This is a genomic window from Vibrio sp. RM-69-4 (genome assembly GCF_024743775.1).
Classification (GTDB): Bacteria; Pseudomonadota; Gammaproteobacteria; order Enterobacterales; family Vibrionaceae; genus Vibrio; species Vibrio anguillarum.
In genome coordinates this window covers 24,312-42,911 of record NZ_JAMQXI010000044.1, presented here as the reverse complement: position 1 = coordinate 42,911, position 18,600 = coordinate 24,312, and the positions used below count along the sequence as shown (strand labels likewise).

Below are 18,600 nucleotides of genomic sequence, written 5' to 3'. Positions count from 1 at the left end.
CAAAACAAAGATAAGCTGCCATGGGTGCCAGGTTACGATATTTCTGGACAAGTTGTTGAGGTGGGGGAAGATAATCGCCGCTTTCAAATTGGAGATAATGTGGCGGGCTTTGTTGGGTTTCCGTTGCGTGGTGGCGGTTACAGCCAATACCTGTGTGTGGCAGAAAGCGAACTCAGCCTTGTTCCTGATGCTGTGACCTTAGAAGCAGCAGCGGTGCTGCCACTGGCAGGGCAAACGGCGGCGCAAGCCCTAAATAAAGCGCAAGTGAAAGAGGGGGATCGCGTATTGATCCTCGCGGGCGCCGGTGGTGTCGGGCACTTAGCGGTACAAATTGCTTTAGCAGCAAAAGCCGAAGTGTATACCACGTGCAGCGAACAAAATTTGGATTATTTAGCGACTCTTGGTGCTCATGCGATTAATTACAATTTTGCTCCTGCTTCACAGCGTTTAGAAGAAGTGGATGTGCTGATTGATTTAGTCGGGGGTGATGCGGCTCTCGACGCTTTGAAATGCTTGAAAGATCATGCGCGTGTCGTTACTGTTCCGACTCTAAGTGCTGAGCTTATTTGTGAAAAAGCAAAATTACTTGGTTTTGAAGCCACAGGCATGTTAGTTGATCCTAATCCTGAACAGCTTGATACCATGCTTTATATGGTCAGCGTTGGCTTATTGAAAACGGAAATTCAAGCTGTTTATCCGATGGCGGAAGTGGCTGCGGCTCATCAACAGATTGAAACAGGCCATACTCGAGGCAAAGTTCTTCTTGATATGAAATGTTAGACATTTTTAGCACCTATTTGGAACCGCTCTCGTATTGGTTTGCTGGCTCTGCGCTGTGGGTGCTTTTTTTTAGTGGTTTTCTCAGTGCTACCTTATTACCGGGAAGCTCAGAAGCGAGTTTATTCGCCACATTAAGCCTGAATCAATTTCCCGTATTTTGGGTTATCGCCGTTGCAAGCGCTGGTAATACCCTCGGCGGTCTGACTAACTATTGGCTCGGTATCTGGTTGCCGAATCGAACTGAAAGCGAAAAGCACGGTCATAAAGCGTTAGCTTGGCTCAATAAATATGGTTATTGGGCTCTCTTATTTAGTTGGCTACCTGTGGTGGGTGATGTGCTTTGTTTGGCCGCAGGTTGGCTACGCATGAAATTTTTACCTACTTTTGTCATTATTTTGATCGGCAAAGCACTGCGTTACATCATGCTTGCCGCTGTATTCTATGGTTTTTTCTAAGGAGCTGTTATGAGAAAAATTTGGCTAGGTGCCCTTTCTCTTATTGCCATTTATGGCTGTTCATCAACGGTCGCACCTATCGCTTTTTTTTCATCATTACCGAAAGGGGTTACGCTGATTGAGCAAGTGGATGCTCAACCGGGAAAAGTGATGATCCCTTATGCAAAATATCAGCTCGATAATGGCCTTACTGTCGTGCTCTCACCGGATCACTCAGATCCTTTAGTGCATGTCGATGTCACTTATCATGTGGGTTCGGCACGTGAAGAGGTTGGAAAATCAGGGTTTGCTCATTTCTTTGAACACATGATGTTTCAAGGAACGGAGCACGTTGGCGATCAAGAACATTTTCGTTTGATCACCGAAGCGGGAGGAACCATGAATGGGAGTACCAACCGTGACCGTACTAATTATTACCAAACCGTGCCTTCAAATCAGCTAGAAAAGGTGTTGTGGCTCGAATCTGATCGGATGGGATTTTTGCTCAACGCGGTTTCTCAACGTAAATTTGAGATCCAACGTGACACAGTAAAAAATGAACGCGCACAAAACTACGACAACCGCCCCTATGGCTTGATGTGGGAAAAAATGGCGGAGGCGATGTATGCCGAAGGACACCCTTATTCATGGCAAACCATTGGTTATGTCGAAGATCTTGACCGAGTGGATGTCAATGATCTTAAAGCGTTTTTCTTACGTTGGTATGGGCCGAATAATGCGGTGCTGACCATTGGTGGCGATATTGATGTTCAGCAAACACTTGAATGGGTTAATCAATATTTTGGCACCATACCGGCAGGCCCAGCCGTTGATAACGCACCTAAACAGCCGGCCCAGTTGGCGCAAGATCGTTTCATTACCTTGGAAGATCGCATTCAGCAACCCATGGTTGTGGTGGGCTGGCCGACAGAATATAGCGGTGCTCAAAGTCAAGCCTCGCTAGATGCGCTTGCCAAAGTGCTAGGCAGCGGTACCAATAGTTATCTCTACCAAGCGTTGGTCAAAACTCAAAAAGCCGTCAATGCGGGTGCATTCCAAGATTGCGCCGAATTGGCTTGTACCTTCTATGTTTATGCCATGGCCCCTTCGGATGAAAAGGCTCAGCTTGCTCCTTTGTATCGAGAGTTAATGCAAACACTCAGTCAGTTTGAACAGCAAGGGGTAGATCAGAGTCGACTTGATCAAATTACCGGTATGGCGGAAGCGAATGCGGTCTTTGCGCTGCAAAGCGTATCTGGAAAAGTGACGCAGCTTGCGTCCAACGAAACGTTTTATGGGCAGCCTGATCGCCTCGAGCAACAATTAGCTCAGATTCATGCGGTCACCCCAGAGTCAATTCAACAGGCTTATCAGCGCTTCATTGCTCATCAACATAAGGTTACCTTAAGTGTTGTGCCTAAACATAAAGCCGATCTTGCCGTTCAAAAAGCCAATTTCGTACCCCCTAAAAGAGTGCTGCCCGAGCATCAAACGATAACCGAAGATCAATTGGCTTATCGCCAGGTTGAAGATCAATTTGATCGCTCAATCATGCCTTCTGTAGCAAAAGGTGTGAAAGCACAAATGCCGACACTGTATGAACTCTATTTTGATAACGGTATTGAGTTATTAGCCACACAAACCAGCGAAACGCCGACCGTGCTAATTAATATCAATTTACCAGCAGGAGAGCGACATGCCGCGCGTGGCAAAGAAGGGTTAGCTAATTTAACCGCGGCGCTACTTGAAGAAGGCTCAACTCGACGCTCAGTGGAAGCGATTCAAGCTCAACTCGACACGTTAGGTTCGACTATCAGTGTTACTGCCAATGAGTATTCGACCAGTATTATGGTCTCTAGTTTGAAGAAGAATGTTGCAGCAACATTGGATGTGGTTGAAGAAGTTTTATTTCATCCTGCTTTCAAAGAGAGTGATTTTACACGGCTGAAGCAGCAGATGCTGGAAGGGTTGGTTTATCAGCATCAAACACCGGGATGGCTTGCTTCACAAGCTACTCGTCAAGTACTGTTTGGCAACTCTATTTTTGCGCGTTCAAGTGAAGGCACTGAGCAATCACTAAACGATTTAACATTAGAAGATGTAAAACGCTTTTATGCGAAACATTACACGCCACATGGTACGCAAATCGTTGTCGTTGGCGACATTTCCAAAAAAGAGGTCGCTAAACAGTTAACCTTTTTAGGGCAGTGGCGCGGTGAAGCTTCTCCTTTGTTACGTCCCCAAGTGGTGAACTCACTGACAGAGCGGAAGATATATCTGGTTGATAAGCCTGATGCGCCGCAGAGCATCGTCCGTTTTGTGCGAAAAGGGTTGCCTTTCGATGCCACTGGCGAGCTTTTTCTCAGCCAACTGGCTAACTTCAATTTAGCGGGCAACTTTAACAGCCGCATTAATCAGAATTTGCGTGAAGATAAAGGCTACACCTATGGCGCTGGGAGTTATTTCGCGAGCAATCGAGAAGTGGGCGCTATTGTTTTCAATGCTCAAGTGCGTGCTGATGCCACCGTAGCTTCAATCGTTGAAATAGAAAAAGAGATGGCAACATTCAGTCAAAGTGGCTTAACCGACCAAGAGCTAAAATTTATGCGCCTTGCTGTCGGCCAACAAGATGCACTGACGTATGAAACACCATCACAAAAAGCGCAGTTGCTTAGTAATATTTTGACCTATAGTTTGGATGAAGATTACCTACAGCAACGAAATGAACTGGTAGAAAACGTAAAAAAATCAACGCTCAATAAACTCGCCGCTAAATGGTTTGAACCACAAGAGTATCAAATTATCGTAGTGGGTGATGCGAAAACGTTGAAGCCACAACTTGAAAAATTAGATATTCCCGTAGAAGAGCTTGAAATCATCCGCTAGAGTACACATTTATAGGGGGCAGATTGTTTGCCTCCATTCTACTCTCTTGCTGAGTTAGAGCCGCTTTCATTCGGATCATTCACCTATAAGCGAATCATTATTTTGACTAATTTTGCCGCACGACTTGAACAAGTCACTAAAAAATCAGAAGTGTTTAAGCAGTTTGGCCGAGGCGTTGAGCGTGAAACGTTACGCTATACCCCAGAAGGCTCGTTAGCTCTGACTCCTCATCCAGAAGCACTCGGCAGCGCATTAACCAACCGTTGGATCACCACTGATTTTGCGGAGTCATTGCTTGAATTTATTACACCAGTCTCTCATGACGTGCCGACTTTACTCTCACAACTGGCGGATATTCACCATTTTGCTCAAACCAAATTGGGTGACGAAAAGATGTGGCCGCTTTCTATGCCTTGTTATGTTGGCAGCGAAGATGATATCGAACTGGCGCAATATGGTTCATCGAATACGGGTAAAATGAAAACCCTTTATCGAGAAGGCTTAAAGCGTCGTTACGGCAGCTTAATGCAGATCATTTCTGGCGTACATTTCAATTTTTCATTTCCAGAATCATTTTGGGATGCCTTGCATGGCGAGCAAACTGAATCCCAGCGTACTGAGACAAAATCGGAAGCCTATTTTGGTGTGATTCGTAATTACTACCGTTTTGGCTGGCTTATTCCCTATTTCTTTGGCGCATCACCTGCGTTATGTTCATCGTTTGTGCGCGGACGTGAAAGCCATCTGCCATTTGAAAATATTGGTAAAACGCTTTATTTGCCTCATGCTACCTCGTTGCGCCTCAGTGATTTAGGTTATACCAATAGCGCGCAAAGTGGCTTGAAAATTGGTTTTAATAGCTTGGATCAATATCTAGAAGGGTTGAATCAGGCGATCCGCACTCCATCAAAAGAGTTTGCAGAACTAGGCGTGTATGTCGATGGTGAACATCGTCAGCTCAACAGCAATGTTTTGCAGATAGAAAACGAACTCTATGCACCGATCCGTCCTAAGCGTGTGGCCAAAAATGACGAAAAGCCGTCACAAGCGTTAGAGAGAGGCGGAGTCGAATACATCGAAGTGCGTTCGTTAGACGTAAACCCGTTTAGCCCGATTGGTATTACTGAAGATCAAGTGCGTTTTCTCGATCTGTTCCTCACTTGGACCGCTCTTTCAGATTCAGATCCGATGGACAATTGTGAGCTGGCATGTTGGCGAGATAACTGGAACAAAGTGATTTTAGAAGGTCGTAAACCGGGTTTAGAGTTACAAATTGGCTGTCGCGGAGAGAAACTGACGCTGCAAGCGTGGGCGCATAATGTATTCGATGACTTACGCAAAATAGCGCAAGTAATGGATAGCGCTTGTGGTGGCAATGCATACCAAGCCGTATGCGAGAAACTAAGCTCGTGGATTGATAATCCAGAATTAACCTTTTCCGCCCAACTACTTGAACAGACTAAACAGTTTGGAGGGCTCGGTAAGGTAGGTTGTGCATTAGGAGCCGAATACCGACAAGCCAACCTGGCACATCACTATCAAACTTATTCTGAGTCTGTGATGGAAGAGGAAGTGCTGCGTTCTCGAGCCGCTCAGCAACAGATAGAACAACACGATACTCAAAGTTTTGAAGAATTTCTTGAAAGCTATTTTTCGTACCTAAAATGATCTCTCGATCATAATCTAACATTGATAGGCAGAGCATCGCTCTTTGCCAAATAAGGAGAAAGCAATGCCATTACTCGACAGTTTTACTGTAGATCACACTCGTATGCATGCGCCTGCGGTACGTGTGGCAAAAAATATGCAGACGCCTAAAGGGGATACAATCACCGTATTTGATCTCCGTTTTACTGCTCCAAACAAAGATATTCTTTCAGAAAAAGGGATCCACACTTTAGAGCATTTATACGCTGGTTTTATGCGTGCGCACCTAAATGGTCATGATGTAGAAATCATCGACATCTCACCTATGGGCTGCCGTACAGGTTTTTACATGAGTTTGATTGGCGCGCCAACAGAAGCGCAAGTGGCGCAAGCGTGGTTAGCGGCGATGCATGATGTGCTAAAAGTAGAGAGCCAAGATCAGATCCCTGAACTAAACGAATACCAATGTGGTACAGCCTCAATGCACTCGTTAACAGAAGCTAAAGAGATTGCTCAATCGATTATCACGGCAGGTATTGCGGTGAATAAAAATGATGAGCTTGCTTTACCTGAGTCGATGCTCAAAGAGCTGAAAGTGGATTAAAGATCGCCAGATCTGTCCCTTTAAAAACAAAAAGCTTGGCAGTGACCAAGCTTTTTTTCTTTCTTTTATGCAGTGACTGGCGATTAATGTTTTTTGGTTTTGCGTGGAAAGACTTTAACCTGCTTAATGCGGTTTTCTTCTACATCTACAATCTCCATCGCATGGCCAGAAACTTTGACGCTTAAATGGCTACTTGGAATATCTTCAAGGTGCTCCAAAAGTAAACCGTTTAAGGTTCTTGGGCCCGTCGTTGGCAGTTTCCACTTTAGCCCTTTGTTAATGTCACGGATATTCGCGCTGCCATCAATCAAGAAACTGCCATCGCTTTGCGGTGTAATTTCATCGGCTAAACTCGGTGCCATCGAGGTTGTGAATTCTCCCACGATCTCTTCGAGAATATCTTCAACAGTGATCAAGCCATTGATATCACCATATTCATCAACGATCAGGCCAATCCGCTCTTTGTTGCGTTGGAATTTAAGTAATTGTACGTTGAGCGGTGTGCCTTCTGGGATGAAATAGACTTCATCAGCAGCGCGTAAAATCATCTCTTTGTTGAACTCTTTTTTTTCCAACATTAAACGAGAAGCATCACGAAGGCGCAATATGCCCACCGCTTCATCAATTTTATCTCGGTAAAGCACCACGCGTCCGTGTGGCGAGTGAGTTAACTGACGCACAATAGATTTCCAATCGTCGTTAATATTGATGCCAGTAATTTCGTTACGTGGGATCATGATATCGTTCACCGTGACATGCTCGAGATCGAGAATGGAAAGCAGCATATCTTGGTGGCGACGAGGAATAAGACCACCCGCTTCGTTGACGACGGTTCTTAATTCTTCAGAGCTTAGATGATCCTCCGCCCCATGCTTGGCCTTAAGGCCTAGTAAGCGGATGAAACCATTGGTGATGAAGTTAATGAACATCACCAATGGTGACAATATCTTCATTAAGAAGGTCAGTAAGATGCTGCTGGCGTAAGAGACGCGTTCAGGGTAAAGCGCTGCTAATGTTTTTGGCGTCACTTCAGCAAAAACCAGAACGACCAACGTCAGCGCACCAGTGGCAATGGCCACTCCTAGATCCCCATAAAGGCGCATACCAATAATAGTGGCAATTGCAGAGGCTAAAATATTGACTAGGTTGTTGCCAATGAGGATCAAACCAATGAGGCGATCTGGACGATCAAGCAGTTTTTCGACACGCTTTGCACCTTTGTGGCCAGTATTGGCCAAGTGCTTTAAGCGGTAGCGGTTCAAAGACATCATGCCGGTTTCTGAACCTGAAAAATAAGCCGAAATTACGATGAGACCCGCGAGTAGTGCAAACAATATACCCGTTGAAATGTCGTCCAAAACGTGGTGTTTCCTTATAAATAGTGTGATTAATTAATGATCTAATTAAATGAATGTGTCAATACGCTATCAAACGTGTTGAGTTAGCTCAAAATGATTTCTTTTACAAAACGGCTACCAAAGTAGGCCAGTGTGAGTAAGGTTGCACCAGCGACAGCAAACCAAGTCACTTTTCTACCGCGCCAACCTTTTCGGTAATGTCCCCACAACAATACAGAATAGACAACCCAAGCAATGAAAGACAAAATGCCTTTATGCGCTTTGCCTTGAGCAAACATATCACCGACAAAATCAAAACCAGTAATCAAGGTACCAGTAAGTAATACGTTACCTATCAAGATGATTTTAAACAGTTGCCTTTCTACCATCAGTAGTGGTGGCAAATTGGGGTTGATGGTTAGCATCTTCTTTTTCTTTAGCTTGTAGTCCAGCCAAGCCAATTGCAAAGCGTAGAGTGCGCCAATCGAAAGGGTTGAATACGAAAATAGTGCTAGAGAAATATGCAACAACAGTGGCGGATTGTTTTCTAAGTGAGTCATGAACATGCTGGGAAGAAATGAGGCGGCGCTGACGTTGATCGCGGCGAAGCTATACACCACCGGCAACAGAAACCACAATCGCGTTTTTAACATCGCAATGCTCATCACCAGTGAGATGATAAAGCTTATCAATGATGCCACATTGAGCATACTGAGGTTTTGCCCATTAGCGTTGAAGATTAAATCACTCAGTAACCACGCATGAAAAGCCAGCGCCAGTGCTGAACTGAACAATACTGTCTGCGCACGAATCCCAGTTTGATTAACTAAGCCTGGAATAATGGTCGCTATGGATAAAAAATACAAAATAGTGGCGACTATTGCGATTAAGTTTTCCATACTTCTTACAAAATGGTGGCTGAATTGGCGAATTATACCTTGCATCACGATAATGAGCTACGTTGGATACCGATTGATTTGACATATACCCACCTTAGTTGAGGTCATGGTGCAAATAATTAACAGGGTGAAGGCTTTTATTCGATAAATCGCAGAGATAACTCTTTTTGACCCCCCTGTTTTGGGGACCCAATGTTACGTTTACGGGTTTAAGTCGCTTATCGCGAAGCGTCAATGGGTATGACTATTAGATTGGCTAAGGTATACTGACCCCAATTAATCGCCGAACTAGCGAAGAGACAACGATGTTTGAAAATTTAACGGATCGACTATCCAAGACGCTGAAAAATATCAGCGGCAAAGGCCGTCTCACCGAAGACAATATTAAAGAAACCCTACGCGAAGTGCGCATGGCGCTGCTTGAAGCGGACGTTGCACTGCCTGTAGTGCGTGATTTTGTCGCGCGCGTTAAAGAGGGCGCAGTGGGTGTTGAGGTGTCTAAATCGCTGACACCGGGACAAGAGTTCATCAAGATTGTTCAAGCGCAGCTTGAAGCGGTAATGGGCGAATCAAACGAAGCGCTGAACCTTGCCGCCCAGCCGCCAGCAGTGATTTTAATGGCGGGTTTACAAGGCGCGGGTAAAACCACCAGTGTTGGTAAGCTTGCTAAGCTGCTTAAAGAACGCGATAAAAAGAAAGTACTGGTGGTTTCGGCTGACGTTTATCGCCCAGCGGCGATAAAACAGCTTGAAACGCTAGCTAACGATCTGGACGTTGAATTTTTTCCTTCTTCAGCCGACCAAAAACCGATTGATATCGCCAATGCGGCCATTGACCATGCGAAGAAGAAATTCTTCGATGTGCTGATTGTCGACACAGCAGGCCGTCTTGCTATTGATGAACTGATGATGGCAGAGATCCAAGATCTGCATGCGGCGATTAATCCGATTGAAACATTGTTCGTTGTGGATGCCATGACGGGGCAAGATGCCGCGAACACCGCAAAAGCCTTTGGTGATGCGCTGCCGTTAACGGGGGTTATCTTAACCAAAGTTGATGGTGATGCTCGAGGTGGTGCCGCACTTTCCGTTCGTCATATCACCGGTAAACCGATTAAATTCTTAGGGGTCGGTGAAAAAACTGACGCGCTCGAGCCTTTCCATCCTGATCGTATTGCATCACGCATATTGGGAATGGGCGATGTTCTCTCATTAATTGAAGATCTACAACGTAATGTTGATCACGAGCAAGCAGAACGCCTAGCTAAAAAATTCAAGGAAAAGAAAGGATTTGATTTAGAAGATTTCCGCGAACAGCTCGGGCAAATGCAGAATATGGGCGGCATGATGGGCATGCTCGATAAACTGCCTGGCATGGCAAACCTACCTGCCAACGTGAAAGATAAGGTCGATGATAAGATGTTCAAGCAGATGGAAGCGATCATCTGTTCGATGACCATGCACGAGCGTCAGCACCCAGACATGATAAAAGGTTCACGTAAAAAACGTATCGCGACAGGTTCTGGCACCCAAGTACAAGATGTTAACCGCTTACTGAAACAGTTCACCCAAATGCAGAAAATGATGAAAAAAATGCAGAAAGGGGGCATGAAAGGCATGATGCGTAATATGCAAGGCATGATGGGCGGAATGGGTGGCATGGGCGGCGGCGGTTTCTTTGGTCGTTAACCTAACTCATTGCGATGCTTAAAATTTACTAAAGCGTGATGTCCATCACTGCAAAAGCATAATGCTTCTGCTGGTGAAAAAATAGCTAAACCCCTTGCAAAGCCTCGGAATAAGAGTAAAATTCCGAGGCTTTATTTTGGCACGAGACCCCAGACTGTTTTTCGTAAATGGTTTTTGGGGTTAATTTTATTATTGAGAAAGCAAAGAGGACGACATGGTAACCATTCGTTTGGCACGTCACGGCGCTAAAAAGCGTCCATTTTATCAAATCGTAGTTGCGGATAGCCGTAACGCAGTAACTGGCCGTTTCATCGAGAAAGTAGGTTTCTTTAATCCTACGGCTACTGGCCAAGAAGAAGGCCTACGTGTTGATCTAGATCGCGTTAACCATTGGGTTGGTCAAGGCGCATCTCTATCTGATCGCGTAGCTAAGCTAGTAAAAGACGCTCAAAAAGCGGCTTAATTCTTACTTTTATAGAAGAACATTAGCTTATGTCGATGAAAGGTAAAGAAACAATGAGCAAAGAAAACGAAAAGATTGTTATGGGCAAGTTTGGTGCTACCTATGGCATTCGTGGCTGGCTCAAAGTTTTTTCCTACACAGACGAAGCTGAAAGTATTTTTGATTACAGCCCTTGGTTTATTAACCAAAAAGGCCAGTGGATCGAGTACAAAGTAGAGAGTTGGAAGCGCCATGGTAAGAGTATGGTGGTAAAACTTGAAGGTTTAGATGTTCGAGAAGACGCACATCTACTCACCAACTTTGAAATTGCTATTGATCCCGCATCATTACCAGAATTGTCAGCAGATGAATTCTACTGGCGTGAATTGTTCGGTATGCAAGTTATTACCACTAAGGGATATAACCTTGGTGAGGTCACTGACCTATTAGAAACTGGCTCCAACGATGTTCTGGTTGTGAAAGCGAATTTGAAAGATGCTTTTGGCCAAAAGGAACGGTTGGTACCGTACCTTGAAGAGCAAGTGATCAAGAATGTTGATCGCGAAGCTCGACGGATCGAAGTTGACTGGGATCCGGCATTCTAACTCTAAAATTTCAGAGCGAGAGAACACATGTGGGTTGGCGTTATAAGCCTATTTCCTGAAATGTTCCGTTCTGTTACTGATTTTGGAGTAACAGGTCAAGCGGTTAAAAAAGGTTTGCTGTCTATTGAAGCTTGGAATCCTCGAGATTTCACTCATGACAAACATCGTACCGTCGATGACAGACCTTACGGTGGTGGTCCTGGAATGCTCATGATGGTTCAGCCTTTGCGCGATGCCATTCATGCAGCAAAACAAGCCGCACCGGGAAAGACGAAAGTCATTTACCTTTCTCCTCAAGGTCGAAAACTCGACCAAAAAGGAGTCGAAGAGCTGGCGACAAATGAGAACCTAGTTCTTATTTGCGGACGCTATGAAGGGGTAGATGAGCGTATCATCCAATCAGAAGTTGACGAAGAATGGTCGATTGGTGATTTTGTGATGACAGGCGGCGAACTGCCAGCCATGACGTTGATTGATTCTGTCTCTCGGTTTGTTCCGGGAGTATTAGGAGATTTCGCATCAGCAGAAGAGGATTCTTTTGCAAATGGCTTGCTAGATTGCCCGCACTATACGCGTCCTGAAGTGTTAGATGGAAAAGAAGTACCTGCGGTACTGAAATCCGGTAATCACGAGGATATTCGTCGCTGGCGGCTGAAACAGTCGTTGGGCCGAACTTGGCATAGAAGGCCAGAGCTCCTGGAAAACCTAGCTCTGACTGACGAACAGGAACTATTACTGGTTGAGTTCATTAAAGAAACTCAAATACATCAGTAACCTATTTAATTTAGTATCAGTTTATTCTAGGAATTTTTAAAATGAGTAACATCATCAAGGCTCTTGAAGAAGAGCAAATGAAACAAGGCCTACCTAAATTCGCACCAGGTGACACTGTTGTTGTTCAAGTTAAGGTAAAAGAAGGTGATCGTGAGCGTCTACAGGCTTTTGAAGGCGTTGTAATCGCAATCCGTAACCGTGGCCTACACTCTGCATTCACTGTTCGTAAGATCTCTAACGGTGAAGGTGTTGAGCGTACGTTCCAAACTCACTCTCCAGTGGTTGATAGCATTGAAGTTAAACGCCGCGGTGCAGTACGTCGTGCCAAACTGTACTACCTACGTGAGCGTTCTGGTAAGTCAGCTCGTATCAAAGAGAAACTTGCTAAGAAGTAATGCTATAAACTAGCGTTCTCATAGTAATAAACAGGGGTCGAGTAATCGACCCCTGTTTTTATATGTACGCTAATATTGATCTTCTGACCAACCATCACTGTCTGACATATCCGGTGCACCGGGAATACTTTTTTCCTCATCGGCCCACTCGCCAAAATCGATCATCTGACACTGTTTGGAACAAAAAGGGCGATAAGGGCTCTGTTCTCCCCATTCGACATCGGCTTTGCACTGCGGGCATTTTACAATGGTAATTTTCTTTGACATAACGGACTTCAAGTAACGATGGATAGGCGTAAGTGTATTACCTAACGCAATGGAAAGTAAGAGTCAGTCGGGAATTGAAGCGGAATTGATTAACAGCAGACGGCGAGATCAAACTCGATATCGCGCCCTGTTGCTTGGCCTGATTGGAATTCGATAAACTTAATCGCGAAGCGATTTTTATGTCCTGAGATCATGGGGTATACCCCATACTCAAGTGGGATCGACAAGCGCAAGATATTAGCGTCTTCGGCATCGCTTTGATAAAAACCTAATCGTGCTAGGCGTGCTTTAAAATGGCCCGTTTCGCGGGTTAACTTTAGCCAAAGTTGCAACGCATCTGATAACGGTCGCAGCGTTTCCATCCATTGGTGCGCATCTTGGGTCTTCTTTTCTATCGGAATGTGTAGCCAGTAGTGCAGGGCTGGCAGGTCAAAACAGCACGACCCGCCCGGTAAATTAAAACGTTGGCGAATCGTGCTTAAGAAACGATCTTCTTTGAGTGATTGACCAAAGCGTTCAGCGCTCATTAAATTACGATGCACCTCGTCGATCTCTTCAAGGAGCGATAGCAACATTTCTTGATCAACACCATCCACATTGAGCCAGCTACGGTAGTTCAAACGCTGTTTTTCAATATCTTTAGCCAACTCGCTTTTGAGTTGGATCTGTTCGAAGATTTCGAGTAAATCAAACAATGAACGAAAGAAGAGTTGGTGTTGAATACCGTCACGAAACTGAGCGGAATGCATCAACTGGTTAAGCAGTGCTTCGACTCTTAAATAGATACGAGTTTTTTCGTTCAGTGGGTGTTCAAACTTATGCGTGGTCATCTAGCTAGCCTTAGGTCCGGTCTGGGTTATTCTTACAGACTTAGGCTGCATATGGCTAGATACTTTTTGTGTAATTCTGTGATTTGAGGCAAAAGTTTTTGGTTTTCTGCGCTATTTTTAATCACATCGTCAGCGTATTGCAATCTTTGCTCACGGCTCGCTTGAGCGGCTAAGATCGAACGGACTTGTTGCTCTGATACCTTGTCTCTTGCCATAGTGCGAGCGATTTGGGTTTTTAGATCAACATCAACCACTAAGATGCGATCGACTAAGGTTTGTAGGTTATTTTCTATCAATAATGGCACAACCAATAAAGCATAAGGCGAGGTGGTTTTTGCTAAATCAGCAATCATTTTTGCACGGATCATTGGGTGAAGAAGCTGATTAAGCCAAGCCTTTTCTTGCTCATCAGCAAAGATCTTTTCTCTTAACTTGGTGCGATCCAATTGTCCATCGGGCTTTAATATGGTGAGGCCAAAGTGCGCGCAAATCGCCGTTAATCCTTCACTACCGGGTTCGACGACTTCTCGAGCGATGATGTCAGCATCCACGACATCTATCGAGAAATTCTGCTGAAATAAATGAGCAACGGTGCTTTTTCCGCTGGCAATCCCGCCGGTTAAACCCACCACTAACCCCATGACGATAACCCCATAATTGAACCTAAATACCAACTCATAATATCGTTACCCCACAACAAGGTTAGCCAGCCAGCAATGGCGAGATAGGGGCCAAAAGGAAAGGCTTTGTCGATCCCTTTTTTTTGCAAGCGCAATTGAATTAGGCCAAAAACAATGCCAACCACAGATGACATGAGAATGATGATGGGCAGATATTGCCAGCCCAACCAAGCGCCGAGAGCAGCCAGCAGTTTGAAATCGCCATAACCCATTCCTTCTTTGCCTGTGACGAGTTTAAACAGCCAATAGACCGACCATAAGCTCAGATAGCCAGCAATGGCGCCGATCACTGCATCTTGCAAACTGACTGGGCTAATGTGCATCAATGATAAGCTGAGGCCCGCCCACAGTAGTGGCAGTGTCAGCTTGTCGGGTAACAGCATGGTATCGAAATCGATAAACGTCGCCGCGATGAGCACAAAAGTGAAAAACAATAGCGCTAGTGAAAAATAACTAAAACCGAAGTGGCTAGCCACGACAAAGCTCATACTGGCGGTGAGTAGTTCAATCAAAGGATAGCGTGCACTGATCGGGCCTTGGCAACGGGAACATTTCCCTTTTAAAAAGAGCCAACTGAGTAGCGGAATATTGTCAATAATACGGATTGGCGCATCACAGTGTGGGCAGCTAGAACGGGGGACACTGAGCGTGAGTTGCCCTTCCGGTGGCGCAATGTGGTATTCGGGAAAGCAGTCAGCGCACTCTTGTCGCCATTCTCGCTCCATGATTTTGGGTAGACGATAAATGACCACATTGAGAAAACTCCCCACGATTAAGCCAAACAACGCTGCAAAAAGTGGAAAGAGCCAAGGGTAATAAATAAAAACTTCCATGCACAGACTCGATAATTAAAAGATTAGCAGTGCTAATACTATCCTAATACACTCATTAAGTTAAAGATGGGCAAGTACATTGCCACCACCAAACCGCCGACCACCGTACCCAAAAAGACAATGATCAATGGTTCGAGAATTTTGCCTAAGTTATCGACGGTATTATCAACTTCAAATTCGTAAATGGTGGCGACTTTATTGAGCATGTCATCCAATCGGCCTGATTCTTCACCAATCATCACCATTTGCAGCACCATTTCAGGAAAGGCTTCGGTATTACGCATCGCAATATACATTGGCATACCGGCTGCTGTATCACGATAGACCTCATTAATCGCCGTCTCAAAATGGACATTGCCAGCGGTTTTGGCGGTGGTTTTTAAGCTGGCTAAAATCGGAATGCCTGCACTAAAACTGGTGGCGAGTGTGCGACTGAATTTAGCAATAGAGGCTTTGCCTATCACCCCGCCAAGAATGGGAAACTTTAATCCTAATCGGCTGGTTTTTAAGCGTATTAAAAAAGATTTTTGGCGTACTATTTTCACGGCAATTGTGGTGAGGATTATGATGATGAGCACCCACAAACTGTAACTTTGCACCCAATGAGAGAGTTTCAATACTTGCTGTGTAAACCAAGGTAATTCGGCTCCGAATCCTTTGAACATGCTTTCAAACTCAGGGATCACCATAGTAAGCATTAAGTAAGAAACACCTAACGCGACCAACACTACCATGGTTGGGTAGATGAGCGCTTTAATGACTTTAGCGCGCAGTTGTTCACTTTTTTCTCGATAAGTCGCTAGCCGCTCAAACACTTCAGCCAAGTTACCTGACTGTTCACCTGTGTGAATGAGATCAACATACAAGGTATCGAAATGGGTGCTGGCGGTACGCATCGCTTTGGAAATTGGCGTTCCGGCTTCAACCCCTTTGGTGACTTGCGACAAAATGGATTTCATTTCGGCTTTTCGATGGTTATCTCCGACCAGTTTTAAGGCTTGCACGATCGGCACGCCTGTGGTCAGCATGGTCGCCAATTGGCGTGTCAGAATGGTGATGTCTCTGGCCTTCACGCGATGAGTCAAGCGGGTGATAAAAGAGACGCCCCCTTTTTTGATTTTTTTGATCTGAATGTGCTGCTCTTTAAGTTTATCACGCACTTCCAGTTCGGTTAAAGCGAGAGTTTGGCCAGATACTTTTTTGCCCGAACTATTGATGCCTTTCCAACGATAATTTTTGAGTTCTGATTTGATTTTTGTGTTCATACAATAGAGTCACTCAATGGCTAGCTAAGAGGGATCAAAGCGTTAGAAATAGAGCACGCGTTGCAGCTCTTTGAAGCTGGTGACGCCGTTTTTGAGCTTTTCAATGCCTGATTCTTGTAGTGTCTGCATTCCGTTGGCTTTCGCGATCTGCTCTATTTGATGAATGCTTGCTTTTTGCATAATCGCTTCAGCCAGCTGTGGGTTAAACGCCATCACTTCATAAATGCCGACTCGACCTGAATAGCCCCCTGTGCATTCGTTGCAACCATGCGGGTTTGCTTCATAAATGGTTTCTGTCGCTAGCAGCTGAAAATGTTGCTGCAACTGCATTGAGGGCACGACGGCAATTTTGCAGTGCCGACAAAGGCGACGAGCCAAACGCTGGGCAATAATTAAACTGAGTGAAGAGGCTAAGTTAAACGCTTCAATTCCCATATTACTCAAGCGAATTACCGTTTCGGCGGCGGAGTTAGTATGCAAGGTAGAAAGAACTAAATGCCCGGTTTGTGCCGCTTTCACGGCGATTTCGGCAGTTTCTAAATCGCGGATTTCGCCAACCATCACAATGTCGGGATCTTGCCGTAAGAAGGAGCGTAATGCTTGCGCAAAGCCAAAGCCAATTTTTGGCTGCACTTGAACTTGGTTGATGCCGGATAAGTTAATTTCAACCGGATCTTCAGCGGTGGAAATGTTCACTTCAGCAGTATTTAAAATGCGTAGCCCCGTATAGAGCGAGACGGTTTTTCCGCTGCCTGTCGGGCCCGTCATTAAAATCATCCCTTGTGGTTTTTTTAGCGCAGCTAAGTAGAGCTGTTTTTGCTGGTCGTTATAACCCAATTTGTCGATATCTAAGTTAGCGGCGCTGCTATCAAGTAGGCGCAGTACGATTTTTTCGCCCCATAAGGTGGGGAGGCTGGAAACGCGCATATCGATCGCGGTGTCTTGATTCAACCGCAGTTTAATGCGGCCATCTTGTGGTAAGCGCCGCTCGGCAATATCGAGTTTGGATAAAATCTTGAGCCGCGCGGCAAGCCGGCGACTTAAGTTACTTGAGGGACGCTGTGTTTCCACCAAAATACCATCACAGCGCAATCGTACTCGGTAAAGCGCTTCGTACGGTTCGAAATGGATGTCTGATGCGCCTTTTCGCACCGCATCAAGCAGGATTTGGTTAATAAAGCGACTGACTGGGGCGTCATCTTGGCTGAGGTCTTCAATCGATTGAATCTCATCATCAGACAGCTTAACTAAGTTTGCCAGTTCATCTTGGCTGATCTCTTTCCCTGAAGAAGAGGATCCTTGAATTGTTCGGCCATACAAGCGCCGGATGGCTGCTTGCAGCGCTTTGTAGTCGGCTAAAACCAGTTCGACTTGTAAGCCTGTCGCAAAGCGAAAATCATCTTCCACTTGTAAATGGGTCGGGTCGGAAACTGCGATGGTCAGGGTTTGGCCATTATTGGCAATCGGCAGTGCTTGGTAACGGGTGATGAGATCACGCAAACCAAGCTGTTGGCAGAGCAGTGGGTAGTCGTAGCGGGTTAAGTCAGTGTCCGGTAGGCCAAAAAGGGTACTTAACTGCTCAGTCAGATCATGAGGATGGAAAAAATCCAAAGCGAGCAAAGCTTCTGGCACACTCGCACCAGACGCTTTGATATGTTCAATAACTGCGTGTTCTTGCGTCGGGCTCAATATCTGAGCCTGACGCAGAATCGCAGGGAGGTTGGTTAGCATTTATGGAATTGTCGCACCTGAGGTACAACCTTTTGGAGAAAATTCACTTAGGGCTGTCGTGTCACATGTCCACAGGCCATTTGCGTCTCGAATTAATCTGACTTTGTGAGTATTTGCCACACCAGCCTCAAAGGTATATTTAATTGTGCCAGTTAATGAGCCGGCAGACGTTGGAGTGACCAATACTTTCCCATCGCCCATATCTTCAACGGTTCCTAATCTAGTAAATCCTGTTGCTGTTCCAGCAGTAGTGGTAGGGAAGCTGCCTTCAGTTGCAATAAAATCTTCAACATTTGTTTTTAATGCCGTGATATTTGCCAAACCGACCGCTACAGATGATTTTTTTACGTAATTTTGGTATTGAGGCACTGCAATCGCAGCTAATACACCGATTACTGCTACAACAATCATCAATTCAATTAAGGTAAAACCACTTTGTTTCGTTGTCTTATTTGTGTTCATTATTTGATTTGCTCCGTTTGAACGCATAAGGATGGGCAGAG

The 18,600-nt window shown here is 45.2% G+C and carries 19 protein-coding genes; 10 read left to right on the top strand and 9 right to left on the bottom strand.

Annotation, left to right across the window (positions count from 1 at the left end):
• From NB504_RS06640 to luxS, 5 genes are all read left to right on the top strand, one after another.
• A partial coding sequence (locus tag NB504_RS06640; RefSeq protein ID WP_258428527.1) for an NADP-dependent oxidoreductase occupies window positions 1–780 on the top strand: 780 nt, incomplete at its 5' end.
• The gene (locus NB504_RS06635) at window positions 774–1,235 is read left to right on the top strand and encodes a YqaA family protein (protein ID WP_013857698.1); all 462 of its coding nucleotides are present in this window, start codon (window positions 774–776) and stop codon (window positions 1,233–1,235) included. The genes NB504_RS06640 and NB504_RS06635, both read left to right, overlap by 7 nt.
• A 9-nt stretch (window positions 1,236–1,244) precedes the next feature.
• On the top strand, window positions 1,245–4,100 hold the full coding sequence (locus NB504_RS06630) for a pitrilysin family protein (protein ID WP_094165887.1): 2,856 nt from the start codon (window positions 1,245–1,247) through the stop codon (window positions 4,098–4,100).
• Window positions 4,101–4,202: 102 nt separating this feature from the next.
• Window positions 4,203–5,768, top strand: coding sequence for a glutamate--cysteine ligase (gene gshA, locus NB504_RS06625; protein ID WP_094165898.1), 1,566 nt, complete (start codon window positions 4,203–4,205; stop codon window positions 5,766–5,768).
• A 64-nt stretch (window positions 5,769–5,832) separates the two neighbouring features.
• Window positions 5,833–6,351, top strand: a complete 519-nt coding sequence (gene luxS / locus NB504_RS06620) for an S-ribosylhomocysteine lyase (RefSeq protein ID WP_105977536.1) — start codon at window positions 5,833–5,835, stop codon at window positions 6,349–6,351.
• A gap of 83 nt (window positions 6,352–6,434) precedes the next feature.
• On the opposite strand, the gene NB504_RS06615 is transcribed toward luxS, so the two are convergent.
• Both NB504_RS06615 and NB504_RS06610 read right to left on the bottom strand, forming a co-directional pair.
• Window positions 6,435–7,709, bottom strand: coding sequence for an HlyC/CorC family transporter (locus tag NB504_RS06615; protein ID WP_017046996.1), 1,275 nt, complete (start codon window positions 7,707–7,709; stop codon window positions 6,435–6,437).
• Between the two features lie 83 nt (window positions 7,710–7,792).
• Window positions 7,793–8,587, bottom strand: a complete 795-nt coding sequence (locus NB504_RS06610) for an inner membrane protein YpjD (RefSeq protein WP_026027563.1) — start codon at window positions 8,585–8,587, stop codon at window positions 7,793–7,795.
• 305 nt (window positions 8,588–8,892) lie between these two features.
• Here NB504_RS06610 and ffh point away from each other — a divergent pair, with 305 nt between their 5' ends.
• The 5 genes from ffh (at window position 8,893) to rplS (ending at window position 12,491) form a co-directional block, all read left to right on the top strand.
• Window positions 8,893–10,275: a signal recognition particle protein gene (ffh, locus tag NB504_RS06605; protein WP_019281904.1), complete on the top strand. Its 1,383-nt coding sequence runs from the start codon at window positions 8,893–8,895 to the stop codon at window positions 10,273–10,275.
• Window positions 10,276–10,489: 214 nt separating this feature from the next.
• Window positions 10,490–10,738, top strand: a complete 249-nt coding sequence (gene rpsP / locus NB504_RS06600; protein ID WP_010319522.1) for a 30S ribosomal protein S16 — start codon at window positions 10,490–10,492, stop codon at window positions 10,736–10,738.
• Window positions 10,739–10,767: 29 nt separating this feature from the next.
• The gene (gene rimM, locus NB504_RS06595) at window positions 10,768–11,322 is read left to right on the top strand and encodes a ribosome maturation factor RimM (protein ID WP_013857691.1); all 555 of its coding nucleotides are present in this window, start codon (window positions 10,768–10,770) and stop codon (window positions 11,320–11,322) included.
• Between the two features lie 27 nt (window positions 11,323–11,349).
• Window positions 11,350–12,096, top strand: a complete 747-nt coding sequence (gene trmD / locus NB504_RS06590; RefSeq protein ID WP_010319524.1) for a tRNA (guanosine(37)-N1)-methyltransferase TrmD — start codon at window positions 11,350–11,352, stop codon at window positions 12,094–12,096.
• A gap of 41 nt (window positions 12,097–12,137) precedes the next feature.
• Complete coding sequence (gene rplS / locus NB504_RS06585) at window positions 12,138–12,491, top strand: 50S ribosomal protein L19 (protein WP_010319525.1); 354 nt, start codon at window positions 12,138–12,140, stop codon at window positions 12,489–12,491.
• Window positions 12,492–12,560: 69 nt separating this feature from the next.
• On the opposite strand, the gene yacG is transcribed toward rplS, so the two are convergent.
• From yacG to NB504_RS06550, 7 genes are all read right to left on the bottom strand, one after another.
• Window positions 12,561–12,758, bottom strand: a complete 198-nt coding sequence (yacG, locus tag NB504_RS06580) for a DNA gyrase inhibitor YacG (RefSeq protein WP_010319526.1) — start codon at window positions 12,756–12,758, stop codon at window positions 12,561–12,563.
• Between the two features lie 89 nt (window positions 12,759–12,847).
• Window positions 12,848–13,588, bottom strand: coding sequence for a cell division protein ZapD (gene zapD, locus NB504_RS06575; protein ID WP_013857689.1), 741 nt, complete (start codon window positions 13,586–13,588; stop codon window positions 12,848–12,850).
• A gap of 32 nt (window positions 13,589–13,620) precedes the next feature.
• Complete coding sequence (gene coaE / locus NB504_RS06570) at window positions 13,621–14,229, bottom strand: dephospho-CoA kinase (RefSeq protein WP_199871783.1); 609 nt, start codon at window positions 14,227–14,229, stop codon at window positions 13,621–13,623.
• Window positions 14,220–15,101 (bottom strand): A24 family peptidase, encoded by an 882-nt coding sequence (locus NB504_RS06565; RefSeq protein WP_088720881.1) that lies wholly within the window; start codon window positions 15,099–15,101, stop codon window positions 14,220–14,222. Before NB504_RS06565 ends, coaE begins: the two co-directional genes overlap by 10 nt.
• A gap of 38 nt (window positions 15,102–15,139) precedes the next feature.
• Entirely contained in the window at window positions 15,140–16,366 is a 1,227-nt protein-coding gene (locus tag NB504_RS06560; RefSeq protein WP_258428526.1) for a type II secretion system F family protein, read from the bottom strand.
• A 42-nt stretch (window positions 16,367–16,408) separates the two neighbouring features.
• Complete coding sequence (gene pilB / locus NB504_RS06555) at window positions 16,409–18,097, bottom strand: type IV-A pilus assembly ATPase PilB (protein ID WP_258428525.1); 1,689 nt, start codon at window positions 18,095–18,097, stop codon at window positions 16,409–16,411.
• Window positions 18,098–18,559 carry a pilin gene (locus tag NB504_RS06550; protein WP_115339512.1) on the bottom strand — a complete coding sequence of 154 codons (462 nt, stop codon included), beginning with the start codon at window positions 18,557–18,559 and terminating at the stop codon, window positions 18,098–18,100. It abuts the gene before it with no gap.
• Window positions 18,560–18,600: the final 41 nt, after the last annotated feature.